21 protein-coding genes and 1 pseudogene are annotated in these 19,393 nt (G+C 70.6%); 14 read left to right on the forward strand and 8 right to left on the reverse strand.

The genetic code is table 11. The features are described from left to right. The first annotated feature begins 47 nt into the window (after positions 1 to 47). The 4 genes from DKL51_RS21180 (at position 48) to DKL51_RS21195 (ending at position 2,923) form a co-directional block, all read left to right on the forward strand. Positions 48 to 326, forward strand: coding sequence for a hypothetical protein (locus DKL51_RS21180; RefSeq protein WP_109945488.1), 279 nt, complete (start codon positions 48 to 50; stop codon positions 324 to 326). A gap of 97 nt (positions 327 to 423) precedes the next feature. Continuing rightward, a complete protein-coding gene (locus DKL51_RS21185; protein ID WP_109945489.1) occupies positions 424 to 1,821 on the forward strand; it encodes a DUF4331 domain-containing protein in 1,398 nt (465 codons plus the stop codon). 10 nt (positions 1,822 to 1,831) lie between these two features. After that, positions 1,832 to 2,170 carry a phospholipase gene (locus tag DKL51_RS21190; RefSeq protein WP_109945491.1) on the forward strand — a complete coding sequence of 113 codons (339 nt, stop codon included), beginning with the start codon at positions 1,832 to 1,834 and terminating at the stop codon, positions 2,168 to 2,170. 492 nt (positions 2,171 to 2,662) lie between these two features. After that, complete coding sequence (locus DKL51_RS21195) at positions 2,663 to 2,923, forward strand: WhiB family transcriptional regulator (RefSeq protein WP_013284161.1); 261 nt, start codon at positions 2,663 to 2,665, stop codon at positions 2,921 to 2,923. Between the two features lie 122 nt (positions 2,924 to 3,045). Here DKL51_RS21195 and DKL51_RS21200 read toward each other — a convergent pair whose 3' ends face one another. Then, positions 3,046 to 3,495, reverse strand: a complete 450-nt coding sequence (locus tag DKL51_RS21200) for a metallopeptidase family protein (RefSeq protein ID WP_091260118.1) — start codon at positions 3,493 to 3,495, stop codon at positions 3,046 to 3,048. Between the two features lie 154 nt (positions 3,496 to 3,649). Between DKL51_RS21200 and DKL51_RS21205 the strand changes: the two genes are divergently transcribed. Next, entirely contained in the window at positions 3,650 to 4,018 is a 369-nt protein-coding gene (locus DKL51_RS21205) for a DUF3499 domain-containing protein (protein WP_109945490.1), read from the forward strand. A gap of 125 nt (positions 4,019 to 4,143) precedes the next feature. Here the strand turns inward: DKL51_RS21205 and DKL51_RS21210 are convergent, their stop codons facing one another. The 3 genes from DKL51_RS21210 to DKL51_RS21220 are packed head-to-tail and all read right to left on the reverse strand — an operon-like array spanning position 4,144 to position 7,546. After that, positions 4,144 to 5,520 (reverse strand): NAD(P)/FAD-dependent oxidoreductase, encoded by a 1,377-nt coding sequence (locus DKL51_RS21210; RefSeq protein ID WP_185734869.1) that lies wholly within the window; start codon positions 5,518 to 5,520, stop codon positions 4,144 to 4,146. Beyond that, positions 5,520 to 6,215, reverse strand: coding sequence for a pyridoxamine 5'-phosphate oxidase family protein (locus DKL51_RS21215; protein ID WP_109943019.1), 696 nt, complete (start codon positions 6,213 to 6,215; stop codon positions 5,520 to 5,522). The genes DKL51_RS21210 and DKL51_RS21215 overlap by 1 nt, the downstream gene beginning before the upstream one ends. After that, the gene (locus DKL51_RS21220; protein ID WP_109943018.1) at positions 6,200 to 7,546 is read right to left on the reverse strand and encodes an aspartate aminotransferase family protein; all 1,347 of its coding nucleotides are present in this window, start codon (positions 7,544 to 7,546) and stop codon (positions 6,200 to 6,202) included. Before DKL51_RS21220 ends, DKL51_RS21215 begins: the two co-directional genes overlap by 16 nt. 526 nt (positions 7,547 to 8,072) lie before the next feature. Between DKL51_RS21220 and DKL51_RS21230 the strand changes: the two are divergent. After that, positions 8,073 to 8,263: pseudogene (locus DKL51_RS21230) on the forward strand (DUF397 domain-containing protein). A 10-nt stretch (positions 8,264 to 8,273) separates the two neighbouring features. On the opposite strand, the gene DKL51_RS21235 reads toward DKL51_RS21230, so the two are convergent. Then, positions 8,274 to 8,786: an Lrp/AsnC family transcriptional regulator gene (locus DKL51_RS21235; protein WP_109943017.1), complete on the reverse strand. Its 513-nt coding sequence runs from the start codon at positions 8,784 to 8,786 to the stop codon at positions 8,274 to 8,276. Between the two features lie 211 nt (positions 8,787 to 8,997). On the opposite strand from DKL51_RS21235, the gene DKL51_RS21240 reads away from it, so the two are divergent. From DKL51_RS21240 to DKL51_RS21275, 8 genes are all read left to right on the forward strand, one after another. Continuing rightward, complete coding sequence (locus DKL51_RS21240) at positions 8,998 to 10,182, forward strand: ABC transporter substrate-binding protein (protein ID WP_109943016.1); 1,185 nt, start codon at positions 8,998 to 9,000, stop codon at positions 10,180 to 10,182. Between the two features lie 5 nt (positions 10,183 to 10,187). Continuing rightward, positions 10,188 to 11,342 carry an ABC transporter ATP-binding protein gene (locus DKL51_RS21245; protein WP_109943015.1) on the forward strand — a complete coding sequence of 385 codons (1,155 nt, stop codon included), beginning with the start codon at positions 10,188 to 10,190 and terminating at the stop codon, positions 11,340 to 11,342. Next, complete coding sequence (locus DKL51_RS21250) at positions 11,339 to 12,250, forward strand: ABC transporter permease (RefSeq protein WP_109943014.1); 912 nt, start codon at positions 11,339 to 11,341, stop codon at positions 12,248 to 12,250. Before DKL51_RS21245 ends, DKL51_RS21250 begins: the two co-directional genes overlap by 4 nt. Beyond that, a complete protein-coding gene (locus DKL51_RS21255) occupies positions 12,250 to 13,086 on the forward strand; it encodes an ABC transporter permease (protein WP_109943013.1) in 837 nt (278 codons plus the stop codon). The genes DKL51_RS21250 and DKL51_RS21255 overlap by 1 nt, the downstream gene beginning before the upstream one ends. Continuing rightward, entirely contained in the window at positions 13,083 to 14,504 is a 1,422-nt protein-coding gene (locus DKL51_RS21260; RefSeq protein ID WP_109943012.1) for an NAD(P)/FAD-dependent oxidoreductase, read from the forward strand. The genes DKL51_RS21255 and DKL51_RS21260 overlap by 4 nt, the downstream gene beginning before the upstream one ends. Continuing rightward, entirely contained in the window at positions 14,504 to 15,706 is a 1,203-nt protein-coding gene (locus tag DKL51_RS21265) for a saccharopine dehydrogenase family protein (RefSeq protein ID WP_109943011.1), read from the forward strand. The genes DKL51_RS21260 and DKL51_RS21265 overlap by 1 nt, the downstream gene beginning before the upstream one ends. After that, positions 15,703 to 16,716: an agmatinase gene (speB, locus tag DKL51_RS21270; protein WP_124812410.1), complete on the forward strand. Its 1,014-nt coding sequence runs from the start codon at positions 15,703 to 15,705 to the stop codon at positions 16,714 to 16,716. The genes DKL51_RS21265 and speB overlap by 4 nt, the downstream gene beginning before the upstream one ends. An 86-nt stretch (positions 16,717 to 16,802) precedes the next feature. Continuing rightward, complete coding sequence (locus tag DKL51_RS21275) at positions 16,803 to 17,114, forward strand: helix-turn-helix domain-containing protein (RefSeq protein WP_109943009.1); 312 nt, start codon at positions 16,803 to 16,805, stop codon at positions 17,112 to 17,114. On the opposite strand, the gene DKL51_RS21280 is transcribed toward DKL51_RS21275, so the two are convergent. The 3 genes from DKL51_RS21280 to adh are packed head-to-tail and all read right to left on the reverse strand — an operon-like array spanning position 17,102 to position 19,248. Then, positions 17,102 to 17,308 carry a DUF433 domain-containing protein gene (locus tag DKL51_RS21280; RefSeq protein ID WP_109943008.1) on the reverse strand — a complete coding sequence of 69 codons (207 nt, stop codon included), beginning with the start codon at positions 17,306 to 17,308 and terminating at the stop codon, positions 17,102 to 17,104. The two genes, DKL51_RS21275 and DKL51_RS21280, sit on opposite strands and share 13 nt — an antisense overlap. A gap of 45 nt (positions 17,309 to 17,353) precedes the next feature. After that, the gene (locus DKL51_RS21285) at positions 17,354 to 17,743 is read right to left on the reverse strand and encodes a DUF779 domain-containing protein (RefSeq protein ID WP_109943007.1); all 390 of its coding nucleotides are present in this window, start codon (positions 17,741 to 17,743) and stop codon (positions 17,354 to 17,356) included. Continuing rightward, a complete protein-coding gene (gene adh / locus DKL51_RS21290) occupies positions 17,743 to 19,248 on the reverse strand; it encodes an aldehyde dehydrogenase (protein ID WP_109943006.1) in 1,506 nt (501 codons plus the stop codon). The genes DKL51_RS21285 and adh overlap by 1 nt, the downstream gene beginning before the upstream one ends. Positions 19,249 to 19,393 lie beyond the last annotated feature (145 nt).

Here is a 19,393-nt window from a genome sequence, read left to right on the forward strand (position 1 = left end):
GTCCCGACCACCGCGGGCGCACACGCGCCGGCCCGGAAAGGTTGCCCATGACCAGTGACCAGCGGAAGCGGCCCTGGCCGCGACTGACCCGCCGGCAGACGTTGACCGCAGCGGCGAGCGCCACCCTCGGCGCCGCCGCCCTCACCGTGCCGGGCCTGTCGGCCGCACAGAACACCCCCTCGGCGGGCCGCCGGGACGATCCGATCGTGGTCCACCTCCGCGACGGCGCCTCCGGCACCATGGACGTCTTCGTCGGCACGTCCCGGATCGAGGTACGCGACCGCGCCCTGGCGGACCGGTTGCGGCGCGCCGCCGGTCGACGCTGACCCCCCGCGCCGCCCGGCGGCGCGACTTCCCCCGGCGCGGGCTCTCGGCGCCGGTGCTCCCGCTCGACTCCCGATTTCTGCGAAGGTGTGGTCCGCCATGTCCTCCCACCGTGAAGCCCCGGAGATAGCCAAGGATCCGGTCGCCGACAGCTCCGACCTGTACGCGTTCATCAGTCCCGATCATCCGGACACCGTCACGTTGATCGCCAACTACGTACCGGTGCAGCTCCCCTCCGGCGGCCCGAACTTCTTCGAGTTCGGTGACGACGTGCGGTACGAGATTCATATCGACAACGATGGCGACGGCTATCCCGATGTGACGTACCGGTTTGAATTCACCACCGAGATCACCAATCCGAACAGTTTTCTTTACAACACCGGTCCGATCGAGTCGCTGGAGAGCAGGAACTGGAACCGCGGGCAGTTCTACCGGCTGACCCGGGTGGTGGACGGCAAGGAGCACGTCCTCGCTCAGAAACTGCGCTGCCCACCGTGCAACGTCGGCCCGCTCTCCACCCCGAAATACCAGGACCTGGTCCGGCAGGCGACGTACCGCCTGTCGACGGGGGAGAAGGTCTTCGCGGGGCAGCGGGCGGACGGGTTCTTCGTCGACCTGGGTGCGATCTTCGACCTCGGTACGCTGCGCCCGTTCCAGCAACTCCACGTGGCCGGCAAGAAGATCTTCAAGACCGAGGGGGAGCCGGTCAACGCGTTGGACCGGATGAACGTGCACAGCATCGCCGTCCAGGTGCCGCTGAGCCGGGTACGCCGCAAGGCCAGCCGGTACGGCCAGGGCGACCGCGCCTCGGTGATCGGGGTGTGGACCTCGGCGTCGCGCCAGCAGGTTCGGGTGCTCGGCGACCGGGTGGCCGCGGACACCGCCGTCGGGCCGTTCACCCAGGTGTCCCGGCTCGGCAACCCGTTGGTCAACGAGGTCATCGTGCCGATGTCCAAGAAGGACCTGTGGAACTCACTGCCACCGTCGGAGGACAAGCGGTTCGTCCGCTTCGTCGAGCACCCCGAGCTGGCCGCCCTGCTGCCCGCGCTCTACCCGGGCGTCTTCCCGCGACTGGACGCCCTCAACAAGGCGAAGAAGCCGCGCGCCGACCTGGTGGCGATCATGCTGACCGGCATCCCGGCCGGCCTGATCGACGGCTTCACGAACAGCACCGGGAACGTCCAGGCGGACATGCTCCGGCTGAACACCGCGATCCGGCCGAACCGCAAGCCGAACCGGTTCGGCGTGCTCGGCGGCGACCTGGCCGGCTTCCCCAACGGCCGCCGGGTCGGCGATGACGTGGTCAGCATCGCGTTGCGGGCCATCGCCGGCGTCACCGTGCCGCTGGTGGACAAGGGGTTCACCCCGGACGCCGCGGCGAACGCGGTGACCCCGGGGCTGAGCGCCGCCGACGTGACCGCGCCGTTCCTCGGCGACTTCCCGTTCCTCGGCACGCCGTACGACGGGTTCGGCAACCCGCCCGCGGCGAAGTCCTGAGGGGGTGGCCATGCACCAGCACCACACCTACGGGCCGTCGGAGAGTGGCAGCGTGGTGCTCGACCTGGGTGAGGACTCCGGCGCGCTGATCATCTACACCGGGCCGGAGCTGCACGGCCGGGAGATCGAGATCAGCCGGGCCGACCAGGACGGCCCGCGTACGCACTCGGCGGTGCGGCAGCGCCACGTCCGCGACGGCGTCTTCCACAGTGCCGTCTATCCGCAGCTGGAGGCGGGTCCCTATACCGTCTGGTGGGACGGTCGAACACCGGCCGGGGCGATTTTCGTGACGGGCGGCGCGATCGCCGAATTCGTCTGGCCGCCCAGCGTGCCCCGCGGGGCGGGCTGAGCCGCCGAGCCGCTTCGCCGCCGCGCCCCGCCCATCATGTGGACGGGGCGGCCGCGGCCGTTTGCGCGCTCGACGGGCGGTTGCGGCGGAGTCGGGTTAACCTTTCCCCACCACATGCTGATCTTGGACGGTGCCGCGAAAGCCGCCCGGGTAAGGCCCGCCGGAGCCTCCACCGGGGGGCCTTGGCGGCGTCCGCGCCATGCACGCCACGGCAGAAATCTTCGGCAACTCGCCGGAGAGGGCGTTACTCGTCCGGGGTCTGAATCGATAGGGCAGGTTGCGAGGCTCGGGCGGCTGCGATGGCCGTCGGGAACGTGTCGGGAGGACGACTCCATTATCAAGTTCAGCTTGACGGCGCACGCATTACACGCGTGTAATTTCAATGGGGTTGTCCGAGCCGTACGCAACAAATTGTGACCGGACGGACAAGCACGCCTTTCGCGTGGGGGGTTGCAGCGGCGATGACGCCGGTGCGCGACAAGGAGGCATCTGATGGACGGCCAGCTCGAGGTGGCCGACCTGCTCGGAAACGCGCCGGAGTGGCAGGAGCGAGCGCTCTGCTCGCAGACCGATCCGGAGGCGTTCTTTCCCGAGAAGGGCGGCTCGACCCGCGAGGCGAAGCGCATCTGCTCGCGCTGCGAGGTCAAGACGGAATGCCTCGAATACGCTCTCGGCCACGACGAGCGATTCGGGATCTGGGGTGGGCTCTCCGAGCGGGAGCGGCGCAAGCTCAAGCGGCGGGTCGCCGCCTGAGAGCGGGTGCCGGGCCAGGGCGGTGGGGGCCGCCCGGCTCGGGCCGGAAAGCCCGGCGGCGGGGCCGACCCGGGCGAGCGACGGAAGGGACGGGCGCCGGCGGCGCGACGGGGGTCGCGCCCTCAGGCCAGCTCGTCCGGATCGACGCCGAGCAGGTTAGCCACCTGCTCGATGATCACGTCGTGGACGAGGTCGGCCAGGTCCTCGCGGTCCATCGCCCGGAACTCCAGCGGCCGCCGGTAGAGCACGATCCGGGGCGGCACCTCCTGCCGGCCCGGGCGTCCCGGCAGCAGCCGGGCGAGCGGCACCTCGCCGTCCTCCAGCACGTCCGAGTCGTAGACGTTCAGGTCCGGCGGGACGTCCTCGACCGCGAACTCGACGCCGGCCAACTCCTTGGCGAAGCGTCGTTCCAGCGTCTCCACGGTGTCCAGCACCAGGTCGTCAAAGACCTCCGCCTTGGTCCGCGCCAGCGGCACGGTGGCCGGTACCAGCCGCCCGCGCAGGCCCCGACCGTGGCGGTCGCGGTGGGTGCGCCGGCCTGAGCCGGGGCGGCGGTTCTCCGGGCTCGTCATGAGGAAGAGGGTAGCCCCCACCAGGGGCGGTCCCGTCGCTGCGCCACCGTCGCGGCGTGCCGGCGCGCCGATCGGACGAATTGTGATCACCAAGACGGGCGTGTCGTAGCGGGAAGCGGTGCGGTGGACCCGGTAATGGAGATACCCTGCCGCCGTGAGGTCACCTCGGCGCTGCTCCCGTAACGGCTGCCCCCGGCAAGCGGTCGCCACGTTGACCTATGTCTACAACGAGTCCACCGCGGTCGTGGGGCCACTGGCCGCCTTCGCCGAGCCGCACACGTACGACCTCTGCGAGCCGCACGCCCGTAACCTGACCGCACCGCGGGGCTGGGACGTGGTCCGGCACGAGGGCGAGTTCGAGCCGCCGCCGCCCACCACGGACGACCTGGTCGCGCTGGCCGAGGCGGTCCGGGAGGCCGCTCGCCCGGCGCCCCCGCGTCCCCCGGAGGACGACCAGGACCCCCACCAGCCGCAGCACACCGGCCGCCGCGGCCACCTCCGCGTCATCCCCCCCAACCACTGACCGGGCCACGCCGCGCTGCCCATCAGCGCCCCGCCTACCCGCGTTGATCAGAAGTTGTTGCCATCGACACCGGCGTGTCATGGCAACAACTTCATGATCAACCGGGGCTGAGGGGGCCCGGGGGGTTAGTGGCCGAGGAGGCGGGAGAAGGCGGCAGCGCGGCGGGAGGGGCGGCCGGAGCGGAGTTCCGCGTCGTCGGCGGAGAACATCACCTTGAGGCCGGCGTTGACCGCGAGCCAGCGCAGCGGTTCCGGCTCCCACTTCGGGGAGCGGTGGTTGACCCAGGGCAGCGCGGTCAGGTCGCTCGGCACGCCCCGGATCAGGTCGGCCAGCGTACGGCCGGCGAGGTTGCTGGTGCCCACCCCGTCGCCCACGTAGCCGCCCGCCCAGGCCAGCCCGGTCGTGCGGTCCAGCCCGACGGAGGCGGACCAGTCCCGGGCCACGCCGAGCGGGCCGCCCCAAGTGTGGCTGACCGGCACGTCGGGCCCGAGCACCGGGAAGAGCTCGCCGAGCACCCGGCGCAGCGCGGCGAAGACCTGCGGTTCCCGGTCGTAGCCGGGGGAGACGCGGGAGCCGAAGTGGTAGGGGGCACCCCGCCCGCCGAAGGCGAGCCGGCCGTCGGCGGTGCGCTGGCCGTAGATGATGACGTGCCGGTAGTCGGAGAAGGTCTCCCGCTCGGCCAGCCCGATCCGGGCCCAGGTTTCCGCGGGCAGCGATTCGGTGGCGACCATCAGCGAGTAGACGGGCGCGACGGCGCGGCGCTGCCCGGGCAGCGTGGGCGTGAACCCCTCGGTGGCCCGGACCACCACCGGCGCCCGGACCACCCCGGCCGGGGTCACCGCGGCGCCGGCCCGTACCGCCGTCACCGGGGTGCGTTCGAAGATCCGCACCCCGCGGCGTTCGACCGCCCGGGCCAGCCCGCGGACCAGCCGGGCCGGGTGCACCGCGGCGCAGTGCGGGGTGTACGTCCCACCCCGTACCCCGTCGGCGGCGCAGCGGGCGGTGGCCTCGGCGGCGTCGAGCAGCACCAGGTCCTCGGCGTCGAGCCCGTACTCCCGGGCCTCGGCGACGGCCGCCCGGGCGCGGCCGAGCTGGACCTCGGTGCGGGCCAGCACCACCGTCCCGCCGGGCTGCCAGTCGCAGTCGATCCCCTCGGCGGCGACCACCCGCCCGACCTCGCGGACGGTCTCCTGCATCGCGCGCTGCATCGCGAGGGCCCGGTCCGGGCCGTGCCGACGGGCCAGCGCGGGCAGCGAGGTGGGAAAGAGCGCGGAGCACCAGCCCCCGTTGCGGCCGGAGGCGCCGTACCCGGCGATCTCCTTCTCCAGCACGGTGATCCGCAGCGTCGGGTCGGCGGCCGCGAGATAGTACGCCGTCCACAGCCCGGTGTACCCGGCCCCGACGATCACCACGTCGGCGTCGGCGTCCCCGGGCAACGCGGGGCGGGGGGTCAGCGACCCGTCCACGCTGGACAGCCAGTACGAGAGCTCCTGGTAGCGCATCACAACTCCGGCGGGGGCTGGTCGACCCGCAGCCGCGGGTCGGGCTGCGGGGGGCCGTACGACTCGACGATCGGCACCACGCCGGCCCAGACCGGCCGGTCGAGGTCGTCCTCGGGGTCGTCCGGCGGGCCGGCGCTGATCTTCACCGAGCACTCGTCCAGCGGCAGCGCGAGCACCAGCGTGGCGGCCAGCTCCTTGGCCGACGGCGGTCGGATGACCGCCCAGCGGCCGGGCAGCAGCTGCTCGGAGAGGCGTTCCAGGGCGGCCAGCTTCTCGTCGCCGTGCAGCGCGGTCAGCTCGCCGAGCACCATCGCGCAGCGGTAGTTCATCGAGGACTCGAAGGCGCTGCGGGCCAGCACCAGACCGTCCAGCAGGGTCACGGTGAGGCAGGCGGGCGCGCCGGCGGCCAGGTGCCGGAAGAGGCGGCTGCCGGTGGAGCCGTGCACCAGCACGCGATCATTGTCGCGGGCGTACGCCACCGGCAGTGCGTACGGCTGTGCGCCGTCGGCGATCGCGAGGTGCGCCACCCGACCGGCGTCGAGGACGGCGTGCAGGGCGGCCCGGTCGTGGACGGCGAGGTCGGGGAGGCGGCGTACCCGGGTACGGTCGGTGCCGCCGACGGCGCGGGGCCGGGACTCGTCGCTGCGAGCCCCGGCCCCGTCCGATGCCGACCCGCCGGTCAGAGGCGCGACCATGCCTCGGTCAGTACGCCGCGCAGGATCTGCTCGATCTCGTCGAACTGCTGCTGCTCGGCGATCAGCGGCGGGGCGAGCTGCACGACCGGGTCGCCGCGGTCGTCGGCGCGGCAGTAGAGGCCGGCCTGGAAAAGGGCGGTGGAGAGGAAGCCGCGCAGCAGCCGCTCGGACTCGGCCTCGTCGAAGGTCTCCCGGGTCGCCTTGTCCTTCACCAGCTCGATGCCGTAGAAGTACCCGTCGCCGCGCACGTCGCCGACGATCGGCAGGTCGTGGAGCTTCTCCAGGGTGGACCGGAAGGCGCCCTCGTTGGCCCGGACGTGCCCGATCAGGTCCTCGCGGGCGAAGACCTCCAGGTTGGCCAGGGCCACCGCGCAGGACACCGGGTGGCCGCCGAAGGTCACCCCGTGGGCGAACATGCCGGTCTCGGTCAGGAACGGCTCCATCAGCCGCTCGCTGGCGATCATCGCGCCGAGCGGGGCGTACCCGGAGGTGATGCCCTTTGCGGTGGTGATGATGTCCGGCTGGTAGCCGTACCGGGTGGCGCCGAAGTACTCGCCGAGCCGGCCCCAGGAGCAGATCACCTCGTCGCTCACGAGCAGCACGTCGTACGCGTCGCAGATCTCCCGGACCCGCTCGAAGTAGCCGGGCGGCGGCGGGAAACAGCCGCCGGAGTTCTGTACCGGCTCCAGGAAGACCGCGGCGACGGTGTCCGGCCCCTCGCGTTCGATGGCGCGGCCGATTTCCTCGGCGGCCCAGCGGCCGAACGCCTTGGGGTCGTCGCCGTGCTCCGGGGCCCGGTAGAAGTTGGTGTTCGGCACCTTGATGCCGCCGGGGACCAGCGGCTCGAAGTCGCTCTTGATGCCGGGCAGTCCGGTGATCGACAGGGCGCCCATCGAGGTGCCGTGGTACGCGATGTAGCGACTGACCACCTTGTACTTGTTCGGCTGGCCGGTCCGCTTGAAGTAGGCCCGGGCCAGCTTCCACGCCGCCTCGACGGCCTCCGAGCCGCCGGTGGTGAAGAAGACCCGGTTCAGGTCGCCGGGGGCGAGGGACGCCACCTTCTCGGCCAGCTCGATGGCCTTCGGGTGGGCGTACGACCAGAGCGGGAAGTAGGCCAACTCGCCGGCCTGCTTGGCGGCCGCCTCGGCCAGTTCGGTACGGCCGTGGCCGGCGTTGACGACGAAGAGCCCGGCGAGCCCGTCCAGGTAACGGCGGCCCTGCGAGTCCCAGACGTACGCGCCTTCGCCGCGGACGATGGTCGGTACCTCGCCGGCGGAGTAGCTCGCCATCCGGGTGAAGTGCATCCAGAGGTGGTCGGTGGCGTTGGCCATGTCAGCCCCATCGGGTCTCGGGCCGGTCAGGGGTGACACCGGCCGCTCTGCCCACGGTTATCCCACAGTCTCGACCCGAAAGGCAAGTGGGATCGGTGGCTGACAGAGCTTGATGCAACGAATTCAGCGAATACGTGTGTACACGGCAACGGATTCCGCAACAGCGGGTTGCGGCCCGTCGGGGCCGTCTCCCGGAGTCGGAGCTGCGGCCGGCCGCCGTGCCGAGGGCATGTCCAGGGCCTTTTCCCGGCAGTCCTCGGGCACCTGGGACGCGTGCAAGAGGTCCGACCGCGACACGCCGGTTGAGTGCGGACACCGACACGCAGCGTCGCTACGGTGCCGCCGGAACGTTTCCCGGACGGAGGCTCGGATGGCGAACGAGGCGTTGCGGGTGGCGATGGCGGCCAAGGGGGAGACCGTCGAGTCGCTGGCCGGGAAGGTCTGCGTCGACCCGAAGACGGCGCGTCACCGGTGAGGCCTTTCCCCGCCGCCGGTCGATCGAGCTGATCAGGGAAGTGGCGACGACATGGACATGACCGACGCCCGCTGGCGCACTGCCACCCGCAGCAGCAACAACGGCGGCAACTGCGTCGAGGTGGCCGACAACCTGCCCGGGCGGGTCCACGTCCGGGACAGCAAGAACCGCGAGGGCGGAACCCTGACCTTCGCCCCGCCGCCTGGCGCGCGTTCGTGGAGCTGGCCAAGCGGCCCGCCTGACGGGCGACGGTCAGGCCGTGCCCCAGGTGTAGGTCTGCTTCCGCAGCTTCAGGTAGACGAACGCCTCGGTCGACAGCACGCCCTCGACGGCGCGCAGCCGCTGGAGGATCTCCAGCAGGTGTTCGTCGTTGCGGCAGACCACCTCGGCCAGCAGGTCGAACGAGCCGGCGGTGATGACCACGTAGTCGATCTCGTCGAACTCGGCGAGGCGGTCGGCCACCGTCTCCAGGTCGCCGTTGGTCCGCAGGCCGATCATGGCCTGGCGGGGAAACCCGAGCTGGAGCGGATCCGTCACCGCGACGATCTGCATCACGCCGGCGTCGAGCAGCCGCTGCACCCGCTGCCGGACCGCCGCCTCGGAGAGGCCGACGGCCTTGCCGATGGTCGCGTACGGCCGGCGGCCGTCCTCCTGGAGCTGCTCGATGATCTGCTTGGCCACGCCATCGAGCAGAGCGTGACTGGCCCCTTCACGCACAGTGATTCGGCGCGAGCCGTTCCCGGTGTCCAGGTGCCCGTTGTTCATGTCCGCTCCCCATGTCCGATTCCTTGCCGCCGAGCGTAGTGGCACGACGAAGTGTGGCGTATTTCGTGGCCCGTAGCTAATCCCGCAACGGAATCCCTTGTAAGAGAGGTAACTGCATGTCAGGATCAGTCGTCCATCGCCACTGACCCCTCCCGCCGGCGCGCCGCCCCCGTCCCGCCGCCGACGATGTGATCCCCCTAGGAGTCGTCATATGCGTAGTCCCCTCCGGCCCCTTTCCCGGCGTGGTCTGCTCACCGGGACCCTCGGCTCGGCAGCGTTGCTGGCCACCGCCGGCACCCTTGCCGGCTGTGGCACGAAGGGTGCTCAGCAGACCGAGGCCGCTTGCAAGAGCGACGACCTTTCCGCCACCGAGAAGAAGATCGCCTTCTCGAACTGGCCGCAGTACATCGACGTCGACGAGAAGAACGAGTCCAAGCGGCCGACCCTCGACGACTTCGTCAAGAAGACCGGTATCCAGGTCACCTACACCGAGGACATCAACGACAACAACGAGTTCTTCGGCAAGGTACAGAACCAGCTCAAGGACTGTTCGTCCACCGGGCGGGACATCATGGTCCTCACCGACTGGATGGCGGCCCGGATGATCCGGCTGGGCTGGATCCAGAAGCTCGACAAGTCGAAGATGCCGAACGTCGAGGCCAACGTGCTCCCGTCGCTGCGCAACCGCGCATTCGACCCGGACAACCAGCTCGCCGTCCCGTGGCAGTCCGGCCTGTCCGGCATCGCCTACAACGGCAAGGTCACCAAGGAGGTCCGCACGATCGACGAGCTGCTCACCCGCCCCGACCTCAAGGGCAAGGTGACCGCGCTGTCGGAGATGCGGGACACGATGGGCCTGCTGCTGCAGTCGAACGGCCACGACCCGGCGAACTTCACCGCCGCGCAGTTCGACGACGCGCTGAACAAGCTCAAGAAGGCCGTCGACTCCGGACAGATCCGCAAGTTCACCGGCAACGAGTACTCCACCGAGCTGGCCAAGGGCGACATCGTCGCCTGCATCGCCTGGTCCGGCGACGTGATCCAGCTCGGCTTCGACGACGAGAAGATCAAGTTCGTGACGCCCGAATCCGGCGTGATGCTCTGGTCGGACAACATGATGGTGCCGAACAAGGCCACCCACAAGGCGAACGCCGAAGAGCTGATCAACTACTACTACGACCCGGCGATCGCCGCGCAGCTCGCGGCGTACGTCAACTACATCTGCCCGGTGAAGGGCGCCAAGGAAGCAATGGTCAAGATCGACCCGGAGCTGGCCGAGAACCCGCTGATCTTCCCGGACGACGAGATGCTGTCGAAGTCCAAGGTCTTCATGGCCCTGGACGAGAAGCAGGAGAAGGACTACGAGGCCAAGTTCCAGCAGGTCATCGGAGCGTGAGAACCATGGGACACGAGGCACCGGCCGGCGATCTGCGGCTGGCGAACCTGACCAAGCGCTTCGGCGCCTTCACTGCGGTCGACGACCTCAGCCTGACCATCCCGCAGGGCTCGTTCTTCGCCCTGCTCGGTGCCTCCGGCTGCGGCAAGACCACCACCCTGCGGATGATCGCGGGGCTGGAGGAGCCGACCAGCGGGCAGGTGCTGCTCGGTGACCGGGACATCGCCCGGCTACGGCCCTACAAGCGGCCGGTGAACACCGTGTTCCAGAGTTACGCGCTCTTCCCGCACCTGGACATCAACGAGAACGTGGCCTTCGGGCTGCGCCGGCGGGGCATCCGCAAGGTCGCCGACCAGGTCGACCGGATGCTCTCGCTGGTGCAGCTCGAAGGCTACGGCCGGCGCAAGCCGGCCCAGCTCTCCGGCGGACAGCAGCAGCGGGTCGCGCTGGCCCGGGCACTGATCAACCACCCGCAGGTGCTGCTGCTGGACGAGCCGCTCGGCGCGCTCGACCTCAAGCTGCGCCGGCAGATGCAGATCGAGCTGAAGCGGATCCAGACCGAGGTCGGGATCACGTTCGTACACGTCACCCATGACCAGGAGGAGGCCATGACCATGGCCGACACGGTCGCGGTGATGAACGCCGGGCGAATCGAGCAGCTCGGCGCGCCCGCCGACCTCTACGAGTTCCCGGCCACCGCGTTCGTGGCGAACTTCCTCGGCCAGTCCAACCTGCTCGCCGGCGAGGCCGCCGGGACCAGCGGAAACGATGTGCTGGTCGCCGCGCACGGCGCGCGCTTCTCGGTGCCCGCGGCCCGGTCGCGCGTCAACCGGGGACCCGTCTTCCTCGGGGTACGCCCCGAGAAGCTGCACCTGGTCGAAAGCCCCGCCCAGGTGCCCGCCGGGCACCAGCACATCGGCGGCGTGGTCACCGACGCGTCCTACGTCGGGGTCAGCACCCAGTACCTGGTGCGTACCGCCTGGGGCAGCGAGCTGTCGGCGTTCGCGGCGAACAGCGGCGCCGGCCGCGTGCTCCCGGTCGGTGCGCCGGTGGTGGCGTACTGGGACCCCCGGCACGCCTTCCTGCTAGGCCGGGAGGCCGGCGAGGACGACCAGACCACCCCGCTGCTCGACGAGCCGCCGGTGGGTGTGGCGTCATGACCGCGCTGGCTCACGTACCGACCGGGTCGGGGCAGTCGGCGCCGCCGCCGGCGTCCCGGCGCGGACGGTACCGGCTGCTGCCATACCTGCTGCTCCTGCCGGGCACGGCCTGGCTGTTCCTCTTCTTCGCGCTGCCGCTGCTCCAGCTCGCCGCCGCCAGCCTTTACGACCCGAGCGGCTCGCTCTCCACCGGGTACGCGATGACCTGGGCGTTCAGCAACTACTGGGACGCGTTCCAGGCGTACTGGCCGCACTTCGTCCGGTCGTTCGTCTACTCGGCCATCGCGCTGGTGCTGGCCCTGCTGATGGGCTACCCCCTGGCGTACGGCATCGCGCAGAAGGCCGGCCGGTGGAAGAACCTCTTGCTGGTCTGCGTGGTCGCCCCGATGTTCACCAGCTTCCTGGTCCGCACCCTGGCCTGGAAGACCATCCTGTCCGACAACGGCTGGCTGGTCGGGCTGCTGCGGGACGTGCACCTGCTCGGGCCGGACGGCCGGCTGCTCGCCACCCCGGTCGCGGTGGTGCTCGGCCTGACGTACAACTTCCTGCCCTTCCTGGTGCTGCCGCTGTACGCGAGCCTGGAGCGGCTGGACTACCGGTTGCTGGAGGCGGCGAGCGACCTCTACGCCAGCCCGCTGCGGGCGTTCCGGCGGGTCACCCTGCCGCTGTCAATGCCGGGCATGATCGCCGGCACGCTGCTCTTCTTCATCCCGGCGACCGGTGACTACATCAACGCCGAGCTGCTCGGCACCCCGAACGAATACATGATCGGCAACGTCATCGACTCGGCTTTCCTGGTCCGGCTGGACTATCCGCAGGGCGCGGCCCTGTCGTTCCTGCTGATGGCGGCGATCCTGGCGATCGTCTTCGTCTACCTGCGCAAGGCCGGCACGGAGGAGGTGTTGTGATGCGGCGCTGGCTCGCCGACCGGTGGGTGATGGGCGTTGCCCTGCTCGTCCTCGGTTACCTCTCGCTGCCGATCCTGGTGGTCGCCGGCCTCTCCTTCAACCGCCCGTCCAGCCGGCTGTCCTACGACTTCAACGAGTTCACGCTGGACAACTGGCGGCACCCCTGCGCCACGTCGGCCATGTGCGACGCGGTGGTGCGCAGCATGGAGATCGGCCTGATCGCCACGGTGGTCTCCACCATCCTCGGCACGCTCATGGCGTTCGCCCTGGTCCGGCACGGCTTCCGCGGCCGGTCCGGGATCAACGGGCTGATCTTCCTGCCGATGGCCACCCCGGAACTGGTGATGGGCACCTCGCTGCTCGCCCTCTTCGTCGCGGCCGGCGTGCCGCAAGGCTTCTGGACCATCGTCATCGCGCACGTCATGTTCTGCGTGTCGTTCGTCGTGGTGACCGTGAAGGCGCGGCTGGCCGGCATGGACCGCCGGCTGGAGGAGGCCGCGATGGACCTCTACGCCAGCGAGTGGCAGACCTTCCGCCGGATCACCCTGCCGCTGGTGCTGCCCGGCATCGTCGCCGCCGCCCTGCTTGCCTTCTCGCTCAGCTTCGACGACTTCATCATCACGAACTTCAATGCCGGCACCACGGTCACCTTCCCGATGTACGTCTGGGGTGCCGCACAGCGCGGCATCCCGCCACAGGTGAACGTCATCGGAACGGCGATGTTCGTGATCGCGCTGCTGCTGGTCGGCGCCGGCTCGTTGCGCGGGCGACGGGCCCGCCGCGCCAACCTGGCGGCCCCCGTCGCCGGCGGCGGACAGGCCAAGCCCGCGTCATGATCCTCCCGCATACCGGCCGGGCGCTGGCCGACGCCGCGCCCGTGCCGTACTGGCTCGACCGTCCGGAACGCCCCGACCCGCTGCCGCCGCTGACCGGCGCCGACAGCACCGACCTGCTGGTCATCGGCGGCGGGTACGCCGGGCTCTGGACCGCCCTGCTGGCGAAGCAGGCCGACCCGGACCGGGACGTGCTGCTGGTCGAGGCCGGCACGTGCGGCTGGGCGGCGTCCGGGCGCAACGGCGGCTTCTGCGCCGCCTCGCTCACCCACGGCCTGGCCAACGGGGTCGACCGGTTCCCCGGCGAGATCGACGAGCTGGAACGGCTCGGCCGGGAGAACCTGGACGCCATCGCCGCCACCGTCGCCGAACACCGCATCGACTGCGACTTCGAACGCACCGGCGAGCTGTCCGTGGCGGTCGAGCCGTACCAGCTCGCCGGGCTCGCCGAGGACGCCGAACTGGCCCGCCGGTACGGCCACGACGTCGACCTGCTCGACCGCGACGAGGTACGCGCCGAGGTGGACTCGCCGACGTACCTCGGCGGGATGTGGGACCGGGACCGGGTGGCCATGCTCGACCCGGCAAAGCTGGCCTGGGGGCTACGCCGCGCCTGCCTCGACCTGGGGGTGCGGATCCACGAGCACACCCGGGTGACCGGCCTGCGCCGGGACGACGGCGGGCTGCGGGCGAGCACCGCCGGTGGCGACGAGGTCGCCCCGGGGAGCGTGCGGGCGCGGCAGGTGGCCCTGGCCACCAACGCGTTCCCGCCGCTGCTGCGCCGGCTGCGCGCCTGGCTGGTCCCGGTCTACGACTACGCCCTGATGACCGAGCCGCTGACGCCTGCCCAGCGGGACGCCATCGGCTGGCGCAACCGCCAGGGGCTCGCGGACACCGGCAACCAGTTCCACTACTACCGGATCACCGCCGACGGCCAGATCCTCTTCGGCGGCTACGACGCGATCTACCACTACGGCAACCGGACGGCCCCCGAGCTGGAACAGCGGGCCGCCACCTTCACCGCCCTCGCGGAACACTTCTTCACCACGTTCCCGCAGCTCGCCGATGTGCGGTTCAGCCACCGCTGGGGCGGGGTGATCGACACCTGCACCCGGTTCTGCCCGTTCTTCGGCACTGCCTATGACGGGCGGCTCGCGTACACCGCCGGGTTCACCGGGCTCGGGGTCGGGGCGACCCGGTTCGGCGCCCGGGTGATGCTCGACCTGCTCGCCGGGGAGGACACCCCGCTCACCCGGCTCGACCTGGTGCGCAGCAAGCCGTTGCCGTTCCCGCCGGAGCCGTTCCGGGCCACCGGCATCAATCTCACCCGCTGGTCGCTCGCCCGCGCGGACGCCCGCGAGGGCCGGCGCAACCTCTGGCTCCGTACGCTCGATCGTCTTGGTTTGGGGTTCGATTCCTGATGCGCATCCTGCTCGTCGGTGCCGGCGGCGTCGGCTCGGCCGCCGTCGCCATCGCTGCCCGCCGCTCCTTCTTCGAAACCATGGTCGTCGCCGACTACGACCTCGGCCGCGCGTCGCGGGCGATCGCCGACCACGACGCCCGGTTCGTCGCCGCCCACGTCGACGCATCCTCCGCCGACGCGGTGGCGGCGCTCTGCCGGGAGCACCGGATCACCCACGTGCTGAACGCGGTCGACCCGCGGTTCGTCATGCCGATCTTCGACGGCGCGTTCGCGGCCGGCGCGGACTACCTCGATATGGCGATGTCCCTGTCCCACCCGCACCCGACCCGGCCGCACTCGGAGACCGGGGTCAAGCTCGGCGACGACCAGTTCGCGGTCTCCGACCAGTGGTCCGCCGCCGGCCGGCTGGCGCTCTGCGGCATCGGGATCGAGCCGGGCCTCTCCGACGTGTTCGCCCGCTACGCCGCCGACGAACTGTTCGCCGAAATCGATGAGATCGGGGTCCGCGACGGCGCGAACCTCACCGTCGACGGCTACGACTTCGCGCCGTCCTTTTCCATCTGGACCACCATCGAGGAGTGCCTCAACCCGCCGGTGATCTGGGAGGCCGACCGCGGCTGGTACACCACCCCGCCGTTCTCCGAGCCGGAGGTCTTCCACTTCCCGGAGGGGATCGGCCCGGTCGAGTGCGTCAACGTGGAACACGAGGAGGTGCTGCTGATCCCGCGCTGGGTCAAGGCGAAGCGGGTCACCTTCAAGTACGGCCTCGGCGACGAGTTCATCGAGGTGCTCAAGACCCTGCACAAGCTCGGCCTCGACTCGACCTCACCGATCACCGTGCGCGGCATGCAGGTCTCGCCGCGGGACGTGGTCGCCGCCTGCCTGCCCGACCCGGCCACGCTCGGCGACCGGATGCACGGCAAGACCTGCGCCGGGACGTACGTCACCGGCACCGGGCCCGACGGCCGGCCCCGGAAGGTCTACCTCTACCACGTCGTCGACAACGAGTGGTCGATGAAGGAGTACGGCCATCAGGCGGTGGTCTGGCAGACCGCGATCAACCCCGTCGTCGCCCTGGAGCTGCTCGCCACCGGAGCCTGGTCCAGTGCGGGGGTGATCGGTCCGGAGGCGCTGCCCCCGGTGCCCTTCCTCGACCTGCTGACCAGCTACGGATCGCCGTGGGGGATGGAGGAGCGGTGAACCGCTACGGCCCGATGTTCGGCCCCGACATCACCTTTCTCGGGGTCGACCGCTGCTCCCTGGACGAGCCGGGGACGTTCGCCGACGCCGACGTGGTCATCGTCGGCGCGCCGTTCGACGGCGGCACCTCGTACCGGCCCGGCACCCGGTTCGGCCCGTCGGCCATCCGCCAGGCCTGCTACCTGCCGCACGACGGCTCCCGACCGTCCCTCGCGCTCCGCGTCGACGGCCTCCAGGACCTTCGGGTGTACGACGCCGGTGACGTTGAGATGTTCTCCGGCGACATCGAGCGGTCCCTCTCGTCCTTGGAGACGGCGGTCTATGCCGTCGCTTCCGCCGGGGCGATCCCCATCGTGCTCGGCGGGGACCACTCGATCGCCCTCCCCGACGCCACCGGGGTGGCCCGGCAGCACGGACTCGGCCGGGTGTCGCTGGTGCACTTCGACGCGCACGCCGACACCGGGGACATCGAGTTCGGCTCCCTGCACGGGCACGGCCAGCCGATGCGCCGGCTCATCGAGTCCGGAGCGGTACGCGGCGACCGCTTCCTCCAGATCGGCCTGCGCGGGTACTGGCCCGGACCCGAGACGCTGTCCTGGATGGCCGACCAGCGGATGCGGTCGTACGAAATGACCGAGGTCGTCGCCCGGGGGCTGGACGAGTGCCTGTCGGAAGCGTTCGAGATCGCGACCGACGAGTGCGAGGGTGTCTTCCTCTCCGTCGACGTCGACGTGGTCGACCCCGGGATGGCCCCCGGCACCGGCACCCCCGAGCCGGGCGGGCTCACCTCCCGCCAACTCCTCGACGCGGTCCGCCGCTGCTGCTACGAGCTGCCCGTGGTCGGGGTGGACGTGGTCGAGGTGGCCCCGCCGTACGACCACGCCGACATCACCGCCTACCTCGGCAACCGGGTGGTCCTGGAGGCCCTGTCGGCCATCGCCCGCCGCCGCCGCGACGCCGCCGGCGGTCAGCCCTGGGATCCTCGCCAACCCCTCCTCGACGCCCGCTGACCCGGTCTACTCGCCCCGATGGTTTAGTTCGGGCTATAGTTCTTCAAGGCTTGGCTCGACAATGAGCGCGAGCGAAGGGGGGAGTCGTGACGGAATTCCACGACTGGGACGACGTGCGTGCGGAGCTTGGCGGTGATGACGCCGCCTACGAGAGGGAGCGGGCCCGCACCGAGGCTTGGGTGAGCGCCTACCACCTGGCGGAGGAGCGTAAGCGGCTGGGGCTGACGCAGCGGCAGGTTGCCGACCTCATGGGCGTCACGCCAGGCCGGGTCAGCCAGATCGAAAACGGCGACCTCGATGTCAACGAGGTGGCGACGCTGAGCCGGTACGCGAACGCTCTCGGCGCCAGGCTGCGGATCATTTTCGATTACGGCAACGACCTTCGTCAGATCGCCTGATTGCCAGGGACTGCCAGGCCCACGGCGGCGGTGATGTCTTCACGCTCCAGGTACGGGTAGTCGGCTAGTACATCGTCGATGCTGCGTCCGGCGGCGAGCTGGCCGAGAACGGCGGTGGCGGTGACCCGGGTGTCCCGGAGGCATGGCAGCCCACCCATCCGACCCGGGTCGACGGTGATCCGCTCGATAGCCATGGCTGGATTCTACGGGCTGACCGAGGGATCACCGCCGTACCCGCGTCATGCCAGGTGGGAGCGGATGAGGAAGCGGACTCCCTCCGGGGCTTCCAGGGAGAAGCCGCTGCCTCGGCCTGGGACCACGTCGACCGTGAGCCTGGTGTGCTGCCACAGCTGCCACTGCGACTTCGACATCCAGAACTCGACGGGCTCGGGGACGCCGTCCACCTCCAGCGACGCCAGAAGGACGTCGGACGAGCCGGTGCGGAACTCGCCGGCGGGGTAGCACATCGGGGCGCTGCCGTCGCAGCAGCCACCGGACTGGTGGAACATCAGCGGCCCGTGCCGCCCCCGCAGCGACCGGATCAGTTCGGCCGCCGCGGGGGTGAGCGAGACGGGCGGCGCCGTGGCGCCCGGCGAACCGGGCGCCACCGCGTCGGGACCGGCGGCCATCAGAAGAAGCCGAGCTTCTTGGTGGAGTAGCTGACCAGGAGGTTCTTGGTCTGCTGGTAGTGCTCCAGCATCATCTTGTGGTTCTCCCGGCCGATGCCGGACTGCTTGTACCCGCCGAACGCCGCGTGCGCCGGGTACGCGTGGTAGCAGTTGGTCCAGACCCGCCCGGCCTGGATGGAGCGTCCCGCCCGGTACGCGGTGTTCGTGTCCCGGGTCCACACGCCGGCGCCCAGCCCGTAGAGCGTGTCGTTGGCGATCTTCACGGCGTCGTCCAGGTCGGCGAAGGAGGTCACCGAGACCACCGGGCCGAAGATCTCCTCCTGGAAGATCCGCATGGAGTTGTCGCCCTCGAAGATCGTCGGCTGCACGTAGTACCCGCCGGAAAGCTCGCCGCCCAGGTCAGCCCGTGAACCGCCGGTGAGCACCCGGGCGCCCTCCTGCCGGCCGATGTCCAGGTAGGACAGGATCTTCTCCAACTGGTCGTTGGAGGCCTGCGCCCCGATCATCGTGTCGGTGTCGAGCGGGTGGCCCTGCTTCACCGCCTTGGTCCGCTCGACGGCCGCGGCCAGGAAGTCCCGGTAGTGGCCCTGCTGGATCAGCGCCCGGGACGGGCAGGTGCAGACCTCGCCCTGGTTGAGGGCGAACATGGTGAAGCCCTCCAGCGCCTTGTCCAGGAAGTCGTCGGAGGCGGCGCTGACGTCGTCGAAGAAGATGTTCGGGCTCTTGCCGCCCAGTTCCAGCGTGACCGGCTTGATGTTCTCGCTGGCGTACTGCATGATCAGCCGCCCGGTGGTGGTCTCTCCGGTGAACGCCACCTTCGCCACTCGGGGCGAGGACGCAAGCGGCTTGCCGGCCTCGACACCGAAGCCGTTGACCACGTTCACCACGCCCGGCGGCAGCAGGTCGGCGACCAGCGACAGCAGGTAGTGGATGGACGCCGGGGTCTGTTCGGCAGGCTTGAGCACCACCGCGTTGCCGGCGGCGAGCGCCGGGGCGAGCTTCCACGTGGCCATGAGGATGGGGAAGTTCCACGGGATGATCTGCCCGACCACGCCGAGCGGCTCGTGGAAGTGGTACGCCACCGTGTCGTCGTCGATCTCGCCGAGCGAGCCCTCCTGCGCTCGGATCGCCCCGGCGAAGTAGCGGAAGTGGTCGATCGCCAGCGGGATGTCGGCGGCCAGGGCTTCGCGTACCGGCTTGCCGTTCTCCCAGGTCTCGGCGATGGCCAGGGACTCCAGGTTCTCCTGCATCCGATCGGCGATCTTGTTGAGGATCAGCGCCCGCTCGGCGACCGAGGTGCGTCCCCAGGCGTCGGCGGCGCCGTGCGCGGCGTCGAGGGCCTTCTCGACGTCCTCGGCGGTGCCCCGGGCCACCTCACAGAAGGTCTGGCCGGTGACCGGGGTGGGGTTCTCGAAGTACTGGCCGCCGTGCGGCTTGACGTACTCGCCGCCGATGAAGTGGTCGTAGCGGGACTGCCAGTGGGTGGGGGCGTCGTAGCGCGTCATGGGTACCTCCGCCGTCCGTAGGGGTGGACGGCGGGGACGTTAGTTTCCGCGACGTTGCAGGAACGTTGCGCGCGGAAGGTCGTACTCCTGGGCGAGCTGGCGGATGCGCGCCGCGGCGAGGGGCCGGCGGGGCGCGCCCGGCGGC

Origin of the sequence: Micromonospora globispora (genome assembly GCF_003857015.1) — a bacterium.
Classification (GTDB): domain Bacteria; phylum Actinomycetota; class Actinomycetes; order Mycobacteriales; family Micromonosporaceae; genus Micromonospora; species Micromonospora globispora.